A 15,699-nucleotide genomic window follows, 5' to 3' on the forward strand; every position below is an offset into this window, starting at 1 on the left:
AGCGGGCCGGTGCGAGCGCCTGAAACTGAATGCTAGGCGCTCGCTATAGAGGGGAGGAGCGGCGGGGGGAAGCGGAAAGCGCTGCCCACCCGTCTCAGCGCACAGGCTGAGCGGCCTGGTCGAGCGGCTCGATCTCGAGCTTGCGGCGGGCCGGGCGGCGCCGGCGCATGGCCAGGAACAGCACCGCGAGGGCCAAGATCTCGCAGGCCGCGCCGACGAAGCCGAGGGGCCAGGTGCCGCCGTTGCGCAAGACCTGCTGGCCGAGTGCTGCGCCGGCTGCGATGCCGAGATAGAGCGCGGAGGCGTTGAGCGAGAGCGCCACGACGGCCGCGTCGGGCGCCATCGCGGCCAGCCTCGACATCTGCGAGGGGTGGCCGGCCCAGCCGGCCCCGCTCCAGACCAGCATGATGGCGGGGATGACGAAGATCGCGGTCGCTGGCGGCAGGGCGACGGCGGCGAGCGAGGCGCCGAACAAGGCAAGCGCGAGCACGCTCAAGACGACGACGAGAGTCCGCTCCGGGCCGAAGCGGTCGCTGGCGATGCCGCCGATCTGGTTGCCGAGCGCCGAGCCGATGCCGGAGACGACCAGCGCAGCCCCCAGCCAGGGCCCGGCGATGTCGGCATGGGCGGACAGGAAAGGCGCGATATAGGTGTAGAGCGTGAAGGCGCCGGTGGTCCACAGCATGGTCGTGGCGAGCGCCAGCAGGATGTCGCCGCGACGCGCAACCGCCAGCCGCTCGCGCAGCGAACTGGCGCCGTGCGGCAGGCCGGAAGGCAGCTTCGCCAGCAGACCCACCAGCGACAAGGCGCTGAACAGCGCGACCAGCAGGAAGGCGAGGTGCCAGCCGCCGAAGCCGACCACCGCCGTCCCGAAGGGTACGCCGAGAATCAGCGCGACCGTCATGCCGCCGGTGACGAGGGCGATGGCGCGGCCGCGCCGCGCGGCCGGAACCAAGGCGACCGCGACCGCATTGGCGGCGGGCATGTAGACGCCGGCGGCCAAGGCCATGACGACGCGCGCCGCCATCACGAGTGTGAAGTCGGTGGCGAATGCGGCGCCGAGATTGGCGAGACCGAAGACCGTCATCGCTCCCGCCAGGACCATCTTCCGATCGATGTTGCCGAACACGGTGGAGAGCACGGGCGAGCCGATCGCATAGGACAGTGCGAAGATTGTGATCAGCAGGCCTGCCGTATCGACCGAGACGCGCAGGCCGGCCGAGAGATCGGGCAGGATGCCGGTGATGATCAGCGTGCCGGTGCCGATCGCGAAGGCGCCTCCGGCAAGCCAGAGGAGACGGGTATCCATGGCAGCGTCCTTGCTTCGGAGAGGGGCGCGGAATGCGGCGCCGCCCCATGAATTTCAATGATTGTTGAATTTAGGACGACACGGGCCTGCGTCAAGGCTAACTTCAACGAATGTTGAATATTGTCAGAGGCGCGGCGATCTCCTATCTGGAGAGCCATGAAGGCGGTCTTCCACCCTGATATGGACGCTGTCGAGCCGGCGGCGGTCTTTGCTGCGCTCGCCGACCCGATTCGGCTCGGCATCATCCTGGCGCTGGCCGATGGTGCCGAGGTCGAGGCCCGCTGCGGCAGCTTCAACGATCTCGCCTCGCCCTCGCTGCTGACCTACCATTTCACCAAGCTGCGCGAGGCCGGCGTGACACGGGCGCGGGTGGAGGGCACCTCGCGCCTGATCAGCCTGCGCCGCGAGGAGTTCGACCGGCGCTTCCCGGGCCTGCTCGACAGTGTGATCGAGGCCGCAAGGCGCGATCCGAACCTGCCACGCGTTCCCGAAGGCCATCTCTGCCGGGCGTGACGGGGCGCTTTCGACCGGCCCGTACGGCCTGATTTCAGCGCGTTGACTCGCCTCTCGCAGGGTATATCGTCGCGGCTTCCGCGATGGCGTCGAGCCGGTTCGCGTCAGACCCGGCCGCGCCCCGAACCCGAGGAGCATGGTCATGCGCGCAGCCGATCCTCAGAAACTCGATGCACTGGTCGGACGTCTCGTCGGAGATGTCGGCGCCTCGATCACGGGCGCGCTGATCGTCCTGGGAGACCAGCTCGGCCTCTACAAGGCGATGGCCGACGGCAAGCCCGTGACGTCGCAGGACCTCGCCGCGAAAACCGGCTTCAAGGAGCGCTACATCCGCGAGTGGCTCGCCGGCCAGGCCGCTGCCGACTATGTCCAGTACGACGATGCGAGCGATAGCTTCAGCCTCACGCCCGAGCAGGCGATGGCGTTTGCTGAGGAGGACAGCCCGGCCTTTTTTGCCGGCGCCTTCGAGATCGTCCAGTCGATGTGGCTCGACGAGCCGAAGGTCGAGACTGCGTTCCGGGACGGCTCGGGGCTCGGCTGGCACGAACACAGCAAATGCCTGTTCCGTGGCACGGAGCGGTTCTTCCGGCCCGGCTACAACGCCAATCTCAAGGACAGCTGGATTCCGGCGCTGGACGGGGTCGAGGCCAAGCTCCAGCAGGGCGCGACCGTCGCCGATGTCGGCTGCGGGCATGGCGCCTCGACGATCCTGATGGCGAAGGCCTATCCGAAGACGCGGTTCTTCGGCTTCGACTACCACGGCGCTTCGATCGACCGGGCGCGCGAGGGGGCGCAGAAGGTGGGGGTGGGCGATCGCATCGTCTTCGAGCGGGCGTCGGCCAAGGATTTTCCGGCGCAGCAATACGATCTCGTCACGATGTTCGACTGCCTGCACGATATGGGCGACCCGGTCGGTGCCGGCCGCCATGTCCGCGAGACGCTCGCCGGGGACGGCACCTGGATGATCGTCGAGCCCTTCGCGCATGACAGGCTGCAGGACAATCTCAACCCGGTCGGGCGGATCTTCTACGGAGCCTCGACCATGATCTGCACGCCGGCCTCGCTGTCGCAGGAGGTCGGCCTCGGCCTCGGCGCCCAGGCCGGCGAGATGCGACTGCGCAAGGTGGCGCTCGATGCCGGCTTCTCGCATTTCCGTCGCGCGACCGAGACGCCGTTCAACATGGTCTTCGAGGCACGTGCCTGAGCCGTCGAGGGCGTGCGGTCACTCCGGCGACCGGAGAAAGACCCGGGATCCATCCCTGAACCGATCCGGAATGGCTCCCGGATCGGCGCGGCTTCGTCGCCGGGCCGGAATGACACCGACATGGTTCCGGACGGACGCTGCATGCTCTAGAGAGCGCGGATGCCCTTTCGCCGCTATCCGCGTCAGTTCCGCCAGCTCGCAACCTACGTCTTCGCCGGCGGGCTGACGGCCGTCGCGCATTACGGCGTGCTGATCGGACTGGTCGAGCTTGGTCATGTCGATCCGGTCCCGGCGACGCTGGCCGGTTTCGTCGTGGGCGCGGTCGTGTCCTACACGCTCAACCGCTGGCTGACCTTCGAGGCGACGCACAGCCATGCCCAGGCGACCTGGCGCTTCGCCCTGATCGCGGCCGGCGGCTTCGTACTGACAGGCATCCTGATGCATCTGTTCGTGGCGCGGGCGGGGCTGCCCTATCTGCCGATGCAACTCGTCACCACCGGCATCGTGATGGTGTTCTCGTTCCTGGGGCACAAGTTCTTCAGTTTCGCGGATCGGGCAGCGTAGCCGTTCAGCCGGCGTTGGCGCGGACCGGAACCGGTCGCCCTCGGGGGGCGGCGGTGCGTTCCGCACGCCTTGCGCCTGCGCCGGCCATGATCAGGCATGGGACCTGACGTGATCGAGAAACGCGCGCATCGCTGCGCTGGGATGTCGGCGATGGGGATAGTAAAGATACCAGTTCGGGAGCGTGCGGCTCCAGTCCGGCATCAGTTCGATCAGCCGTCCGCCTTCGAGGTGAGGCTTGGCATAATCGTCGAAAACGTGGGCGATGCCCTGGCTTGCCAAGGCGGCCTGAACCTCCTGATGCGCCGAGCCCAGCGTCAGGCGCGCTTCGGGCACGATCTCCAAAGCCTCACCCTCCTTCGCAAATTCCCAGGAGGCAATCGTTCCGCCGGGAAACCGGCGGCCGATACAGTCGTGGCCGATCAGGTCATGGGGGCTGCAAGGCCGTTCCCGCGTTTCCAGATAGGCCGGCGAGCAGACGATCACATAGCGCAACGGTGGCCCCAAGGCCGTGGCGATCATGTCCTGCGCCAATTGCCGGCCGAAGCGCACGCCGGCGTCGAAGCCCTCCTGGACGATATCGACCAATGCTCCTTCGCTGACGAGTTCGACCTTCACGTCCGGATAGAGGCGCATGAAGTCGAACACCAGCGGGCACAGTACATGATCCACCGCCGGGGCTGGCGCGTTGATTCGGATCAGGCCCGAGGGTGTCTCGCGAAGCTGATCGAGGTCGTCCAGCGCAGCGTGAATATCCTGAAGGGCCGGTCCAAGCCGCTTGAGCAGACGCGTGCCCGCTTCGGTCGTCGCAACGCTTCGCGTGGTTCGGTTGAGAAGCCGGATGCCGAGGGCCTCTTCGAGCGCACTGACGGTCTGGCTCAGCGCCGATGAAGAAACCCGTCTCTCCCTGGCTGCCGCGCGAAACCCTCCACAGCGAATGATCGCAGCGAAGACCTCTAGGCTGTCCAGGCGGAGCGCACTCATTGCAAAGCAGACCTTATCAAGCTGATCGGATTTGCAAAGCTTATCCGTGCGCTGAAGTGGTGTCATCTTTGCCGAACGAGACCGAACCAGCCAGCGAAACGAGACGATGATGAGCCGCATCACGCTGAACCGCCGCACGATCATGCTCTCTGCCGCAACCGCGGGAGCGGGTCTCGTGCTGGGCCAGCCCGGCCCCGGCGGCGCCGGTGCACAGGCCCAGGCGCTGCCCCCGGGCAACGCCGGCTTCTATCACTTTCGTGTCGGCGACATCCGCGCGACGGTTCTCAGCGACGGCGTCATCGGAGGGCCGCCTCGGATATACGCGGGTGACGCCCCGGAGGCGGATCTGCAGACCGCATTGAGGCGGGCCTTCCTGCCGACCGATTATCTGACCCTGAACCTGAACACGCTTCTGGTCGAGATCGGGGGCAGGCGCGTCCTTCTCGAAGCCGGCGCGGGCGCCACGATGGGACCGGATGCGGGGCGGGTCTTCTCCAATCTCACCGCGATCGGCCTTGTCCCGAGCGACATCGATATCGTCGTGATCTCGCATACCCATCCTGATCACGTCGGCAATCTGCGCGCGGCCGATGGCGGCAAGGCCTTTCCTCGCGCGATGGTCTTCGCCCCGAAGGCCGACTGGGATTTCTTCGTCCGGGGCGATCCCGACCTGTCCTACATGCCGGTGCCGGAGGATTTCCGGCGCCGTTTCGGCGCGGCCATCAAGCGGAGCGTGGAACCTATCGCCGGAACCGTTGAACTCTACGAGCCGGGCAGGGAGATCCTGCCCGGGCTGACCACGATCGCGGCCTCGGGACATACCCCCGGCATGGTCGCATTTCTGGTCCATTCGGGGGCAGATCAACTGCTGCTGACGACCGACCTCGCCTATCACCCGGTCGTCAACATCGACAGCCCGTGGCGGCCAGGGCCTGACCGGGACAAGGACGCTGCCCTGCGGGCCCGCCGCCGCATCTTCGACCGTGCGGCTGCGGAGAAAATGCCGGTTCTCGGCTTCCACTACCCGTTCCCCGGGCTCGGCCACATGCTGAAGATCGACAGCGGCTATGCCTGGGTTCCAGCCGGCTGGCGGTTCTAGCCGACGCGCCACGGTCGCCGCAGCGGCGCGCCTCGGACGTCCTCACAGGCAGGGCGACAGCCATTCTCCGTTGCGCGCCAACCGATCCCAAGCTGAAAGGATAAGCAGGATGCCATTCGTCAACATCAAGACTCCGGAAGCCGCGCTCAGCCGGGCCCAGAAGGAGCAGATCGTCCATCGTGTCACGGACCTGCTCGTCGAGTATTTCTCCGAGGCGGCCCGGCCGCATACGATGGTGCTGATCGAGGAGGTGAAGGACGGCGGCTATGCCCGGGCCGATGAGGTTTTCGTCGTCCCGCAGGCCTATCGTGCCGAGCAAAGCGCGGTGCCAGCCGAGGTCGCGAAATGACCTGCCCGCTTTCGTTTCCTGTGCCCCCGCGGCACCTCCTGGCGGATTCCCCAGACGCCTTGAACCGCAGCCAATCCTCATCGGGTATCAAGCTGGTCTGCGCGCCTTGAAGGTCATCCGGTGGGGGTTGTGGCCGAAGTTCGGCTGCGGCCGGATGTCCTCGTAGCCGGCGCCGGCGATCAGCGCGACGATCTCCTCCCGCGCATAGGTCGAAAGCCCATATTGCGCCCTGAGCTTGCGGTAATCGGAGAAGGCCGTGCGCACGAGGCCGGCCAGGGCAGCGCCGAAGAAGCCACCGCGCCAGGCGAAAGCAAGCAGCTGCGAGGCGTCCGTCAGCGGGCTGACATCGGGGGGGATGACATCGGCCAGGACGAGGTGGCCGCCGGGCTTGAGCTTGCTCAGCCACAGCGCCAGCAGCGCCTGGAGTTCGCTGCGCGTCAGATACTGGATCAGTGAATTGGCGACGATGAGATCGAAGGTCTCCTCGGGCAGTGCCTCGACCTCTTCCGGCGAAACGACGGAGACGTTGGCCTTGGCGCCGAGCATGGCGCGCAGCTTCTCCCTGACGCTGGGGGCGGCCTCGCAGAGATAGAGCCGGCCGCAGGCGGTCGCGACGCGCGCGGCGTCGAGCGCTTCGCCGCAGCCATGGTCGAGCACGACGGCGTCGGGCGCGGGGATATGGCCGATCAGGTCGGTCGCGACCCCGCGGTAATGCAGGGCTTTATGGCGCGGCGAGACATAGATCGCGTGCTCGCCGTTCCAGAAATCGCGCCAGGACATTGTCTCGCCATTCCGCAGGATGCGCGCCCGAACAGCCGGCGCAGCGCCGAGCACTACGCCTTGGGCGATCCCCTTAGCAAGGTCGGGCTGTCTAGAGGGGAGATACCACCCGCTCGTCATGGCTGTGGATGAAAGTCAGCGCCGCGCCGCGGAACATCGTCCAGGCCGGAACGGCTTCGTCGCTCGATTTTCGCTGCTGGCGGGTTGCGACGGGCTCGATAGCGGGCTGGTCATCCGCGAGGATGCTGTCGGGATCGATCCTCGCCGAGCGGCAAAGCGCGCGGGCAATACGGGTAATTCTGTCGTCTTCCATCGCAGGCTCCGGCATGGTCCAGCGCCTCAACGCAGACCGCGGGCGCCGGTTCCCCGCCTGTGCGTTTTCCCTGCCGCGATCCGGCTGGTGCATGGCTGCCGTCTGCATGGCCGTCATCCCTTCATGAGGTCGGGTCGGGCTCGGCTGTGAAGCGGATCCCGATCTCGCCCTTGCCGATCCAGACGATCGTGGCGGGCGCCGAGAAATCCATGTCCTCGTCGTGGAGACGCAGATCGAGCGGCAGCGGACGATCGCTTTGCGGCTTCAACCGCGCGCCGGTCGCGGACAGGTCGAGAATGCGACATTCGACCAGGAAACGCTTGGAGCGGTCCAGCAGCTTCGCTGTCCGCAGATGCGACCGCCAGCGGTTCGATGCTCGCTTTTCCATCCTGTCGCCGATCTCGCCACGGTCTTCCGATCGTGCACCTTAGGGGGCGAGGATGGTGCGGGGCTGGCGTCGGCGGTTCCCAGCGCGGCGTGACATGCTCTAAGGTAAGCCTGAATCCAGAGGGCTGCGATGTTCCTGCTACCGCGTTTGCTGAAGAACTTCGTCAGGCAGGGGCACCTGACGGTGATCACGCCGGACGACAGGCGCCATGTCTTCGGACCGGGGCCAAGCGAGATGATGTTCTCCGGGGTCGTCAAGACTGCTCCGTCCGTCACGGTGCGCTTCCATGACGAGCGGATCGAGCGCGAACTCTTCCTCAATCCGGAACTTGCGCTCGCCGAAGGCTATATGGACGGTCGGATCGATTTCGAGGAGGGCTCGATCCACGATCTGCTGAGCCTGTTCTGGCTGCAGCGCAAGGAGCTGCGCAAGCACCCGATCCAGAAGATCATCCGCAAGGTGCGCTTCCGCATCCGGCGCTTCCGGATGCACAACCCGCTTGGCGTCGCGGGCAAGAAGGTCAAGCACCACTACGACATCCCGACCGAGTTCTACCGGCTCTGGCTCGACGAGACGATGACCTATTCCTGCGCCTATTGGCACAGTCCCGAGGTCGGGCTGGAGGCCGCGCAGAAGGCGAAACTCCGGCATATCGCGGCCAAGCTGAAGATCGAGCCGGGCATGACGGTCCTCGATATCGGCTCAGGCTGGGGCGAGCTTGCAATCTATCTGGCCAAGGCCTGCGGGGCCAAGGTCACGGGCCTCAATGTCTCGCCGGACCAGATGGCGGCGGCGCAACAGCGGGCCGAAGCCGCCGGTGTGGGTGGCAGCGTCAGCTTCATCAACAAGGATTATCGCGAGCTGACCGGCCGCTTCGACCGTGTCGTCTCGGTCGGCATGATGGAGCATGTCGGCGTCGCGCATTACCTCGACTATTTCGAGACGATTCGCGACCTGCTGACGCCCGACGGGATCGCGCTGGTGCATTGCATCGGCCGCGTTGGCCCGCCGGGCTTCACCGGACCGTTCTTCGACAAATACATCTTCCCGGGCGGCTATGCGCCGGCGCTGTCGGAGGTGTTCGCGGCGGTCGAGCAGACCGGGCTGTGGTCGTCCGATTGCGAGTTCTGGCGCCGGCATTATCACTGGACGCTGGAGGCCTGGCGCGAGCGCTTCGTGGCGCATCGTGCCGAGGTCGTCGCGATGATGGGCGAGCGCTTCGCGCGGATGTGGGAGTTCTATCTCTGCGCCTGCTCGATCTCCTTCGACATCGGCGGCGACATGGTCTTTCAGCTCCTGCTCGGCCCGCACAAGAGCGCGGTGCCGATCATCCGCGACTACATCAGCGATGCCGAGAAGGGTCTGGAGGCGCGGGGTTTCTGACCCCGCGATGTCCAACGATGGCGAGGCGCCTCGACAAGAGTTGGCTGGTCTTCGACAGCATCGAGGATGACGGGCATGACCGCTGCGTCGACCTGTTCTCGCGGCCCGATGGCAGCTTCGGCTTCGAGGAATTCCGACGCGATGTCGAGGATCGCGGCGGCTGGACTCCGGTGCAGTATTATTCCGATCTGCGCTACCCCACCGCGGCTCAGGCCTTGAAAGCGGCCTCGGGAGCGGTCGGCTGGCTCCCGGAGGCCGTCGCGCGCCGTGGCTTGTGAGCGGCCTCAACGCTTCAGGTTGACCACCACGACGCCTCCCAGCGCCATGGCGCCGCCGATGATGCCGAACAGGGTCGGCACTTCGCCGAGCCAGAGGAAACCCATCAGCGTCGCCATCGGTGGCACGCAATACTGGAAGTTGGCGGCGCGTCCGGCTGGCAGGCGCGACAGCGTGATCGCCCAGGTGCCATAGGCGATAAGGCTCGGCACGACGGCGAGATAGACCACCGACCAGAGCGAGACGCTTGGCGCAATCTGCGCCTGCGCGATGGCGGCCGGCAGGAAGGGCAGCAGCACGAGCCCGCCGATCGTCTGGTTCCAGGCCGCGACCGAGAGCGGCTTGTAGCGGGCGAAGAGCGGCTTCTGTACGACCGTGGTGATGGCGTTGCAGAAGGCCGCGCCGAGGATCAGCAGCACGGACAGCCCGATCTCGACGTCGAGGCCCTTGCCCAGAGCGATCAGCCCGATGCCGGCGAAGGACAAGGCCGTGCCGAGCCAGGCCGTCAGGCTGAAGCGCTCGCCCAGCAGCATCATCGCGAGCACTGCCGTCATGATCGGGTTGGTGTTGATGATGAAGCTCGCGGGCCCAGCCGGGACGATGCGCTGGCCGAAATTCAGCAGCACGGCATAGGCCGCGATGAAGACGACGCCGCCGGTGAGGAAGCGCCAGATGTCGCTGCGCTCCGGCAGCTTGGCGCGCGTCGCGACGAGGAAGAGCGCCGCGACACCCCCAGCGAGAGCAAAGCGCAGCGAGGCCATCTCGGCCGGGCCGAAGCCCGCGAGGCCGGCGCGGATCGCGGGGAAGGACGAGGCCCAGGCGATGACCGTGAAGGTAATGGTGAAGAGCAGCGTGCCGTCGAACCGCGTGGCGGGAGGCGTGGCGGGAGAGGCTGTGCAGGTTGAAGCGGTCGACATGGCTTGTTCCCGTCGGGAGCGGCGATCACGTCGATAGACACCCGGCCGAGATGATTGACAAACGACCAATTCGCGCATGAGCTGTGAGTATGGATCACAGCTCGACCCTGCCGCCGCTTGAATCCCTGCGCGCCTTCGAGGCTGCCGCCCGCACCGGCAGCTTCTCGGCCGCGGCGGTCTCGCTGAACCTGACCCATGGCGCGGTCAGCCGGCAGGTGGCGCGGCTGGAGCATTGGCTGGGCCTGCGTGTCTTCCAGCGCCAGGCGCGGGGCGTCGTTCTGACCTCGGAGGGGCAGCATCTGCTCCAGCGCACGCAGGAGGCCTTCGCGCTGATCGCCGACACCTCGGATCGCTGGCGCGAGCAACGCGGCGCGGCCGTGGTGCGGGTCAGCGCGCCGCCCTCGATCTGCTCGCTGTGGCTGATGCCGCGTCTAGCGGCGCTGGAAGGGCAGGAGCCGGTCTTGCGCCTCGTCCTGCAGGCCGAGCATCGCAGGGTCGATTTCGAGGAAGAGGGTGTCGATCTCGGCATCCGCTGCGGGCGCGGCGGCGCGCCCGGCCGGGTGTCCCTGAAGCTGTTCGAGGAATGGTGCTTTCCGATCGCTTCTCCGAGGCTGGCGGCGACGATTGGGGAGGGGGAACCGCAGCGGCTGCTGGCGCACCCGCTGATCCATGATTCGGATGCCGCCGGCTGGCGGGCCTGGTTCGCAGCTTGCGGCCTCGACTATCGCCCGCGTCCTCAGGACCGCCGTTTCGACGACTACAACATCGTGCTGGACGCGGCGGCGCATGGGCTCGGCATCGCGCTCGCCCGGCCGCCCCTGGCCCAGGAACAGGTGGCGAGCGGCCGGCTCGTGCAGGTCGATGCGCGCACGGCGCTCAATCCGGTGGCGTACTGGCTCGACAGGCCGGTTGGCGCACCGCGACCTGCCGCGGAGACGCTGTCGAGGCGGATCGCCAGCGAGGCGGGCGTGACGCCCGAGGCGATTGCCGCCTTCCTCGACCCGCAGGCGCGGGTGAGCTGACGATCAGTTCAGGCTGTGGCGCGGGCGGGCGATCTCGCCGCGCTGGCCGGCGCGGGCCATCTCGAAGCTGTCGGCGATGCGCCTTGCCCTGACGATGAAGGTCTCCGCGATGTCGGGCGCGCCGCAGACCTCCGCGGCCGTCGCCTCGAACAGGCTGAGCCAGCGGTCGAAATGATGCGGCTCCAGCGGCAGGATGAGATGTGGGCGCATCGGCCTGCCCTGATAGCGCCCGGTGCGCAGCATCACCGAACTCCAGAAGTCGGTTATGTTGGCGATGTGCTCGTCCCAGTCATGCACGGCGGCCATGAAGACGGGCCCGATCACCGCATCCTCGCGCGCCCGTTCATAGAAGCGGCGCACCAGCGTCGCGATCATCGCGTCGGTGATGGCAGGGTGGGCGGCGCCCGGCTGGGTGAGGGGATTGCCGGTCATGGGTGGTTCGCTCGCGGCTGGATCATCGGACCGGACCCCTTATCCGGTCGTGCGCCCCGGTTCCTTGATCTGCATCGGGTCCCGCGAAGGACTAGCTTCGGAGGCCCGGCGCTTCCTGGCCCGTGCGCGCGACATATTCAGTATAGCCGCCGCCATAGGCGTGCACGCCCTCGGGCGTCAGTTCGAGCACGCGGTTGGAGAGCGCCGCGAGGAAATGGCGATCATGCGAGACGAACAGCATGGTGCCCTCATATTGCGCCAGCGCCGCGATCAGCATCTCCTTGGTGGCGATGTCGAGATGGTTCGTCGGCTCGTCGAGCACGAGGAAATTCGGCGGGTCGAACAGCATCGTCGCCATGACGAGCCGGGCCTTCTCGCCGCCTGACAGCACGCGGCAGCGTTTCTCGACATCGTCGCCGGAGAAACCGAAGCAACCGGCGAGTGCGCGTAGCGAACCTTGGCCGGCCTGCGGGAAACGGTCCTCCAGCGACTGGAAGACGGTGCGGTCGCCTTCCAGCACCTCCATGGCGTGCTGGGCAAAATAGCCGAGCTTGATGCTGCCGCCGAGCGCGACCGTGCCGCCATCGGGTTCCGTCGAGCCGGTCACCAGCTTCAGCAGCGTCGACTTGCCGGCACCGTTGATGCCCATAACGCACCAGCGTTCCTTGCGGCGGACCTGGAAGTCCAGCCCCTCATAGATCGTGCGGCTGCCATAGGCCTTGTGAACGCCCTTGAGGGTGACGACGTCCTCGCCCGAGCGCGGCGCGGGCTGGAACTCGAAGGACACCGTCTGGCGGCGTTTGGGCGGCTCGACCTTCTCGATCTTGTCGAGCTTCTTGACGCGGCTCTGGACCTGGGCCGCATGCGAGGCGCGGGCCTTGAAGCGCTCGATGAAGGCGATCTCCTTGGCGAGCATCGCCTGCTGGCGCTCGAACTGGGCCAACTGCTGCTTTTCGGCCAGTGCGCGCTGCTGCTGGTAGAACTCGTAATCGCCGGAATAGGAGGTCAGAGCGCCGGCATCGATCTCGACGATCTTGCCGACGATGCGGTTCATGAACTCGCGGTCATGCGAGGTCATCAGCAAGGCGCCCTCATAGCCCTTGAGGAAGGATTCCAGCCAGATCAGGCTTTCGAGGTCGAGATGGTTGGAGGGCTCGTCGAGCAGCATGGCGTCGGGGCGCATCAGCAGAATGCGCGCGAGCGCGACGCGCATCTTCCAGCCGCCCGAGAGCGCGCCGACATCGCCCTCCATCATCTCCTGGCTGAAGCCGAGGCCATCAAGAACCTCCCGGGCGCGGCCGTCCAGCGCATAGCCGTCGAGTTCCTCGAAGCGGCCCTGCACCTCGCCATAGCGGGTGATGATATCGTCCATGTCATCGGCGCGGTCGGGGTCGCCCATCGCGGCTTCGAGCTCGCGCAGCTCGGCGGCAACGCTGCTGACGGGGCCTGCACCATCCATCACGGCCGAGACCGCGCTGACGCCCTTCATGTCGCCGACATCCTGGCTGAAATAGCCGATGGTGACGCCGCGATCGACCTGGACCTGCCCCTCGTCGGGCTGCTCCTCGCCGGTGATCATGCGGAACAGCGTGGTCTTGCCGGCGCCGTTGGGGCCGACCAGGCCGATTTTCTCGCCCTTCAGCAGCGAGGCGGAAGCCTCGATGAAGACGATCTGCTGGCCGTTCTGCTTGCTGATGCTTTCGAGGCGAATCATGGTTCTGTGTGAAGCTCGGGGAGGATGCTGCGCTGCAATAGGGCAGGAATGCCCGGTACGGAAGGGCCGGGTGCGGGTTCGACGGCCGCCCCGGCCGCCTGCACAGGCTGATGGTCCTGCTCCAGCGCATCGGTGAGCGCCTGCGCATGGGCGAAGAAGCGCTCACGGACGGCGCGCGCATGCGGGTTTGCCCGCTCGATCGCGAGGAACACGCCCGGCGCGTCATGCCGGACCATCTCGGTCGCCTGCATCAGCAATTCGAAGCTACGCGTCGTCATCCGGCGCGGCACCGGCTCCATGCGGACCAGGATCTTGGCGACGAGATGGGTCAGGCCCTGAACGAGGGCCATGTCGCGGTCATGCGCGTCCGGCGTCGTCAGGATGACGTCGAGCGCGAGCGATCGCCGCAGGAAGGCTGCGATCCGCCGGACGCTGTCGCCGCGGATCGGGCAAAGCGCGATCTTCAGGCTCTTGAGCCCGTCGCGCGCACTCTGCGGCCCGAACAGGGGATGCGTGCCGATGATCTCGACATCCTCCGGCAGTTCGGCCAGCAGCAGACGCGCCGGCTCGATCTTCACCGAGCCGACATCGAGCACGATCGTCCCCCGGCGCAGATGCGGGCGCAGGCCGGCTATGGCCTCGGCCAGTGCGTCGACCGGAACGGCGATGACGACGATATCGCAGGCCGCGACCTCGGCGATGCTGCCGGGCACGAGGCCCCAGCCTGTGGCGTCGGGCAAGGCCGGTCGCGCCGGATCGCAGACGACGAGCGGCAGATGCGGCTGGAGATGGCGCGCCATCAATTGGCCGAAAGCGCCGAAGCCGAGCAGGCCGAGGGAGGAGAAGGATTTTCGTATGGTCGACATCGTCTTGGTCCCTGAGAGGGCCGCGATGTCGGGTGAGTGCCAAATTTCAACCGCCAGCGCGGCGGTTGAGCATGATAATGCGACCCGCCTTATGAGGACGGGGCGTAATAGTTCCGGGCGAGGCAGATCACTTGGCTCATAGCCTGCTTGAAGCGCAGCCGAGGCGCGCTGTCAACGCGCCGTCATCCCGGGTGAACCCAGGGATGACGGTCGAGGTTCAGAACCGGGACGCGGGGCCTGCAGAGAACGCCGCCTCAGGCTGCGGCCTTCGCCTTTTCCTTGTCCATCATCTCGACGAAGCGCTGGAAGAGGTAGTGGCTGTCCTGCGGACCGGGCGAGGCTTCCGGGTGGTGCTGGACGCTGAAGGCCGGGCGGTCGGTCAGGGCGAAGCCGCTGTTGCTGCCATCGAAGAGCGAGACATGGGTCTCGACCGCATGGCTCGGCAGTGAGGTCGGGTCGACCGCGAAGCCGTGGTTCATCGAGACGATCTCGACCTTGCCGGTGGTCTTGTCCTGCACCGGATGGTTGGCGCCGTGATGGCCCTGCTTCATCTTCAGGGTCTGGCCGCCGACGGCAAGTGCCAGCATCTGGTGGCCGAGGCAGATGCCGAAGGTCGGGATCTTGCGGTCGAGCAGGTTCCTGATCACCGGCACGGCGTATTCGCCGGTCGCGGCCGGGTCGCCCGGGCCGTTGGACAGGAAGATGCCGTCGGGCTTCAGCGCCATGATCTCGTCGGCGCTGGCGGTCGAGGGCACGACGGTGACGTCGCAGCCGGCCTTCGAGAGCAGGCGCAGGATGTTGCGTTTCACGCCGTAGTCGATGGCGACGACCTTATGGGCGGCGCTCTCGCGCTTGCCGTAGCCGACCGGCCACTGCCACGGGGTCTCGTCCCAGTCGTAGCGCTGGGCCGAAGTGACCAGCGGCACGAGGTCGAGGCCGGCCATGTCGGGCAGTTCCGCCGCCATCCGCTTGAGCCGCGGAATGTCGAAAACGCCGTCGGGCGCATGGGCCAGAATGGCATTCGGCATGCCGTTGTCGCGGATCAGCGCGGTCAGGGCGCGCGTGTCGATGCCGCAGATGCCGACGATGTTGCGGGCCTTCAGCCAGGCGTCGAAGTGCCGGTTGGCGCGCCAGTTCGAGGGCTCGGTGATGGCGGCATGCAGGACGACGCCGCGCACGCCCGAGGAGGAGGCGGCGTTGACCGTCTCGGTGTCCTCTTCGTTCACGCCGACATTGCCGACATGGGGGAAGGTGAAGGTGATGATCTGCCCGGCATAGGACGGGTCGGTCAGGATTTCCTGATAGCCCGTCATCGCCGTGTTGAAGCAGACCTCGCCCGGGGCCTCGCCGGTGGCCCCGAGGCCGAAGCCCTCCAGCACCGTGCCGTCGGCCAGCACGAGAAGCGCGGTCGCGCGCGGTTCGCTCCAGCCGCCCGCGGCGGGGTTTCCTTCGTGTGCGGTCATGTCTATGTCTCGGTCCAGGCCGCGAGAGCGCGGCAATGCATGGGCGGCAGCGGGTTTCGCTGTCCGCGTCTGGAGCGCGAGCCTTAAAGACGCGCCTCCATGCCGTCAATCGATGCGGGCGCAGAG

18 protein-coding genes are annotated in these 15,699 nt (G+C 66.9%); 8 read left to right on the plus strand and 10 right to left on the minus strand.

Annotated features, from left to right (window positions below):
* Positions 1–94 precede the first annotated feature (94 nt).
* Entirely contained in the window at positions 95–1,309 is a 1,215-nt protein-coding gene (locus tag C8D03_RS17905; protein WP_108048251.1) for an MFS transporter, read from the minus strand.
* Positions 1,310–1,465: 156 nt separating this feature from the next.
* Here C8D03_RS17905 and C8D03_RS17910 point away from each other — a divergent pair, with 156 nt between their 5' ends.
* The 3 genes from C8D03_RS17910 (at position 1,466) to C8D03_RS17920 (ending at position 3,590) form a co-directional block, all read left to right on the plus strand.
* Positions 1,466–1,822, plus strand: a complete 357-nt coding sequence (locus tag C8D03_RS17910) for an ArsR/SmtB family transcription factor (protein ID WP_248308517.1) — start codon at positions 1,466–1,468, stop codon at positions 1,820–1,822.
* Positions 1,823–1,964: 142 nt separating this feature from the next.
* Positions 1,965–3,026 carry a class I SAM-dependent methyltransferase gene (locus tag C8D03_RS17915; RefSeq protein ID WP_108048253.1) on the plus strand — a complete coding sequence of 354 codons (1,062 nt, stop codon included), beginning with the start codon at positions 1,965–1,967 and terminating at the stop codon, positions 3,024–3,026.
* 159 nt (positions 3,027–3,185) lie between these two features.
* Complete coding sequence (locus tag C8D03_RS17920; RefSeq protein ID WP_108048255.1) at positions 3,186–3,590, plus strand: GtrA family protein; 405 nt, start codon at positions 3,186–3,188, stop codon at positions 3,588–3,590.
* Between the two features lie 90 nt (positions 3,591–3,680).
* Here the strand turns inward: C8D03_RS17920 and C8D03_RS17925 are convergent, their stop codons facing one another.
* The gene (locus C8D03_RS17925; protein ID WP_108051806.1) at positions 3,681–4,637 is read right to left on the minus strand and encodes a LysR family transcriptional regulator; all 957 of its coding nucleotides are present in this window, start codon (positions 4,635–4,637) and stop codon (positions 3,681–3,683) included.
* 43 nt (positions 4,638–4,680) lie between these two features.
* Between C8D03_RS17925 and C8D03_RS17930 the strand changes: the two genes are divergently transcribed.
* Positions 4,681–5,670: an MBL fold metallo-hydrolase gene (locus C8D03_RS17930; RefSeq protein ID WP_108048257.1), complete on the plus strand. Its 990-nt coding sequence runs from the start codon at positions 4,681–4,683 to the stop codon at positions 5,668–5,670.
* 109 nt (positions 5,671–5,779) lie between these two features.
* Entirely contained in the window at positions 5,780–6,019 is a 240-nt protein-coding gene (locus tag C8D03_RS17935; RefSeq protein WP_108048260.1) for a tautomerase family protein, read from the plus strand.
* Positions 6,020–6,106: 87 nt separating this feature from the next.
* Here C8D03_RS17935 and C8D03_RS17940 read toward each other — a convergent pair whose 3' ends face one another.
* From C8D03_RS17940 to C8D03_RS17950, 3 genes are all read right to left on the minus strand, one after another.
* The gene (locus tag C8D03_RS17940) at positions 6,107–6,799 is read right to left on the minus strand and encodes a class I SAM-dependent methyltransferase (RefSeq protein WP_108048262.1); all 693 of its coding nucleotides are present in this window, start codon (positions 6,797–6,799) and stop codon (positions 6,107–6,109) included.
* 91 nt (positions 6,800–6,890) lie between these two features.
* Entirely contained in the window at positions 6,891–7,220 is a 330-nt protein-coding gene (locus C8D03_RS17945) for a hypothetical protein (protein WP_146170223.1), read from the minus strand.
* Positions 7,221–7,233: 13 nt separating this feature from the next.
* Positions 7,234–7,500, minus strand: coding sequence for a PilZ domain-containing protein (locus tag C8D03_RS17950; protein WP_108048266.1), 267 nt, complete (start codon positions 7,498–7,500; stop codon positions 7,234–7,236).
* A gap of 129 nt (positions 7,501–7,629) precedes the next feature.
* Here C8D03_RS17950 and C8D03_RS17955 point away from each other — a divergent pair, with 129 nt between their 5' ends.
* Together C8D03_RS17955 and C8D03_RS17960 are read left to right on the plus strand one after the other, a co-directional pair.
* A complete protein-coding gene (locus tag C8D03_RS17955) occupies positions 7,630–8,883 on the plus strand; it encodes an SAM-dependent methyltransferase (RefSeq protein ID WP_108048268.1) in 1,254 nt (417 codons plus the stop codon).
* A gap of 17 nt (positions 8,884–8,900) precedes the next feature.
* Positions 8,901–9,161: a hypothetical protein gene (locus C8D03_RS17960; protein ID WP_108048270.1), complete on the plus strand. Its 261-nt coding sequence runs from the start codon at positions 8,901–8,903 to the stop codon at positions 9,159–9,161.
* Between the two features lie 6 nt (positions 9,162–9,167).
* On the opposite strand, the gene C8D03_RS17965 is transcribed toward C8D03_RS17960, so the two are convergent.
* Positions 9,168–10,076 carry a DMT family transporter gene (locus tag C8D03_RS17965; protein WP_108048272.1) on the minus strand — a complete coding sequence of 303 codons (909 nt, stop codon included), beginning with the start codon at positions 10,074–10,076 and terminating at the stop codon, positions 9,168–9,170.
* Between the two features lie 89 nt (positions 10,077–10,165).
* On the opposite strand from C8D03_RS17965, the gene C8D03_RS17970 reads away from it, so the two are divergent.
* On the plus strand, positions 10,166–11,098 hold the full coding sequence (locus tag C8D03_RS17970; protein ID WP_108048274.1) for a LysR substrate-binding domain-containing protein: 933 nt from the start codon (positions 10,166–10,168) through the stop codon (positions 11,096–11,098).
* A 3-nt stretch (positions 11,099–11,101) separates the two neighbouring features.
* Here C8D03_RS17970 and C8D03_RS17975 read toward each other — a convergent pair whose 3' ends face one another.
* The 4 genes from C8D03_RS17975 to carA all read right to left on the minus strand — a co-directional run bounded on the left by C8D03_RS17975 (position 11,102) and on the right by carA (position 15,573).
* Positions 11,102–11,530, minus strand: coding sequence for a group III truncated hemoglobin (locus C8D03_RS17975; protein WP_108048275.1), 429 nt, complete (start codon positions 11,528–11,530; stop codon positions 11,102–11,104).
* A 91-nt stretch (positions 11,531–11,621) separates the two neighbouring features.
* Entirely contained in the window at positions 11,622–13,244 is a 1,623-nt protein-coding gene (locus C8D03_RS17980; RefSeq protein ID WP_108048277.1) for an ABC-F family ATP-binding cassette domain-containing protein, read from the minus strand.
* Positions 13,241–14,110, minus strand: coding sequence for a prephenate dehydrogenase (locus tag C8D03_RS17985; RefSeq protein WP_108048279.1), 870 nt, complete (start codon positions 14,108–14,110; stop codon positions 13,241–13,243). The genes C8D03_RS17980 and C8D03_RS17985 overlap by 4 nt, the downstream gene beginning before the upstream one ends.
* A gap of 254 nt (positions 14,111–14,364) precedes the next feature.
* A complete protein-coding gene (gene carA / locus C8D03_RS17990) occupies positions 14,365–15,573 on the minus strand; it encodes a glutamine-hydrolyzing carbamoyl-phosphate synthase small subunit (protein WP_108048281.1) in 1,209 nt (402 codons plus the stop codon).
* Positions 15,574–15,699 lie beyond the last annotated feature (126 nt).

The organism is Bosea sp. 124 (assembly GCF_003046175.1).
GTDB lineage: Bacteria > Pseudomonadota > Alphaproteobacteria > Rhizobiales > Beijerinckiaceae > Allobosea.

What these genes read in the sequence shown, in the direction of transcription:
- C8D03_RS17980 (WP_108048277.1), bottom strand. Translation starts at nt 13,244, where the DNA reads ATGATTCGCCTCGAAAGCATCAGCAAGCAGAACGGCCAGCAGATCGTC.
- C8D03_RS17910 (WP_248308517.1), top strand. Translation starts at nt 1,466, where the DNA reads ATGAAGGCGGTCTTCCACCCTGATATGGACGCTGTCGAGCCGGCGGCG.
- C8D03_RS17935 (WP_108048260.1), top strand. Translation starts at nt 5,780, where the DNA reads ATGCCATTCGTCAACATCAAGACTCCGGAAGCCGCGCTCAGCCGGGCC.
- C8D03_RS17975 (WP_108048275.1), bottom strand. Translation starts at nt 11,530, where the DNA reads ATGACCGGCAATCCCCTCACCCAGCCGGGCGCCGCCCACCCTGCCATC.
- C8D03_RS17905 (WP_108048251.1), bottom strand. Translation starts at nt 1,309, where the DNA reads ATGGATACCCGTCTCCTCTGGCTTGCCGGAGGCGCCTTCGCGATCGGC.
- C8D03_RS17915 (WP_108048253.1), top strand. Translation starts at nt 1,965, where the DNA reads ATGCGCGCAGCCGATCCTCAGAAACTCGATGCACTGGTCGGACGTCTC.
- C8D03_RS17985 (WP_108048279.1), bottom strand. Translation starts at nt 14,110, where the DNA reads ATGTCGACCATACGAAAATCCTTCTCCTCCCTCGGCCTGCTCGGCTTC.
- C8D03_RS17920 (WP_108048255.1), top strand. Translation starts at nt 3,186, where the DNA reads ATGCCCTTTCGCCGCTATCCGCGTCAGTTCCGCCAGCTCGCAACCTAC.
- C8D03_RS17970 (WP_108048274.1), top strand. Translation starts at nt 10,166, where the DNA reads ATGGATCACAGCTCGACCCTGCCGCCGCTTGAATCCCTGCGCGCCTTC.
- C8D03_RS17965 (WP_108048272.1), bottom strand. Translation starts at nt 10,076, where the DNA reads ATGTCGACCGCTTCAACCTGCACAGCCTCTCCCGCCACGCCTCCCGCC.
- C8D03_RS17940 (WP_108048262.1), bottom strand. Translation starts at nt 6,799, where the DNA reads ATGTCCTGGCGCGATTTCTGGAACGGCGAGCACGCGATCTATGTCTCG.
- C8D03_RS17945 (WP_146170223.1), bottom strand. Translation starts at nt 7,220, where the DNA reads ATGCAGACGGCAGCCATGCACCAGCCGGATCGCGGCAGGGAAAACGCA.
- C8D03_RS17950 (WP_108048266.1), bottom strand. Translation starts at nt 7,500, where the DNA reads ATGGAAAAGCGAGCATCGAACCGCTGGCGGTCGCATCTGCGGACAGCG.
- C8D03_RS17925 (WP_108051806.1), bottom strand. Translation starts at nt 4,637, where the DNA reads ATGACACCACTTCAGCGCACGGATAAGCTTTGCAAATCCGATCAGCTT.
- C8D03_RS17960 (WP_108048270.1), top strand. Translation starts at nt 8,901, where the DNA reads ATGGCGAGGCGCCTCGACAAGAGTTGGCTGGTCTTCGACAGCATCGAG.
- C8D03_RS17930 (WP_108048257.1), top strand. Translation starts at nt 4,681, where the DNA reads ATGAGCCGCATCACGCTGAACCGCCGCACGATCATGCTCTCTGCCGCA.
- C8D03_RS17955 (WP_108048268.1), top strand. Translation starts at nt 7,630, where the DNA reads ATGTTCCTGCTACCGCGTTTGCTGAAGAACTTCGTCAGGCAGGGGCAC.
- carA (WP_108048281.1), bottom strand. Translation starts at nt 15,573, where the DNA reads ATGACCGCACACGAAGGAAACCCCGCCGCGGGCGGCTGGAGCGAACCG.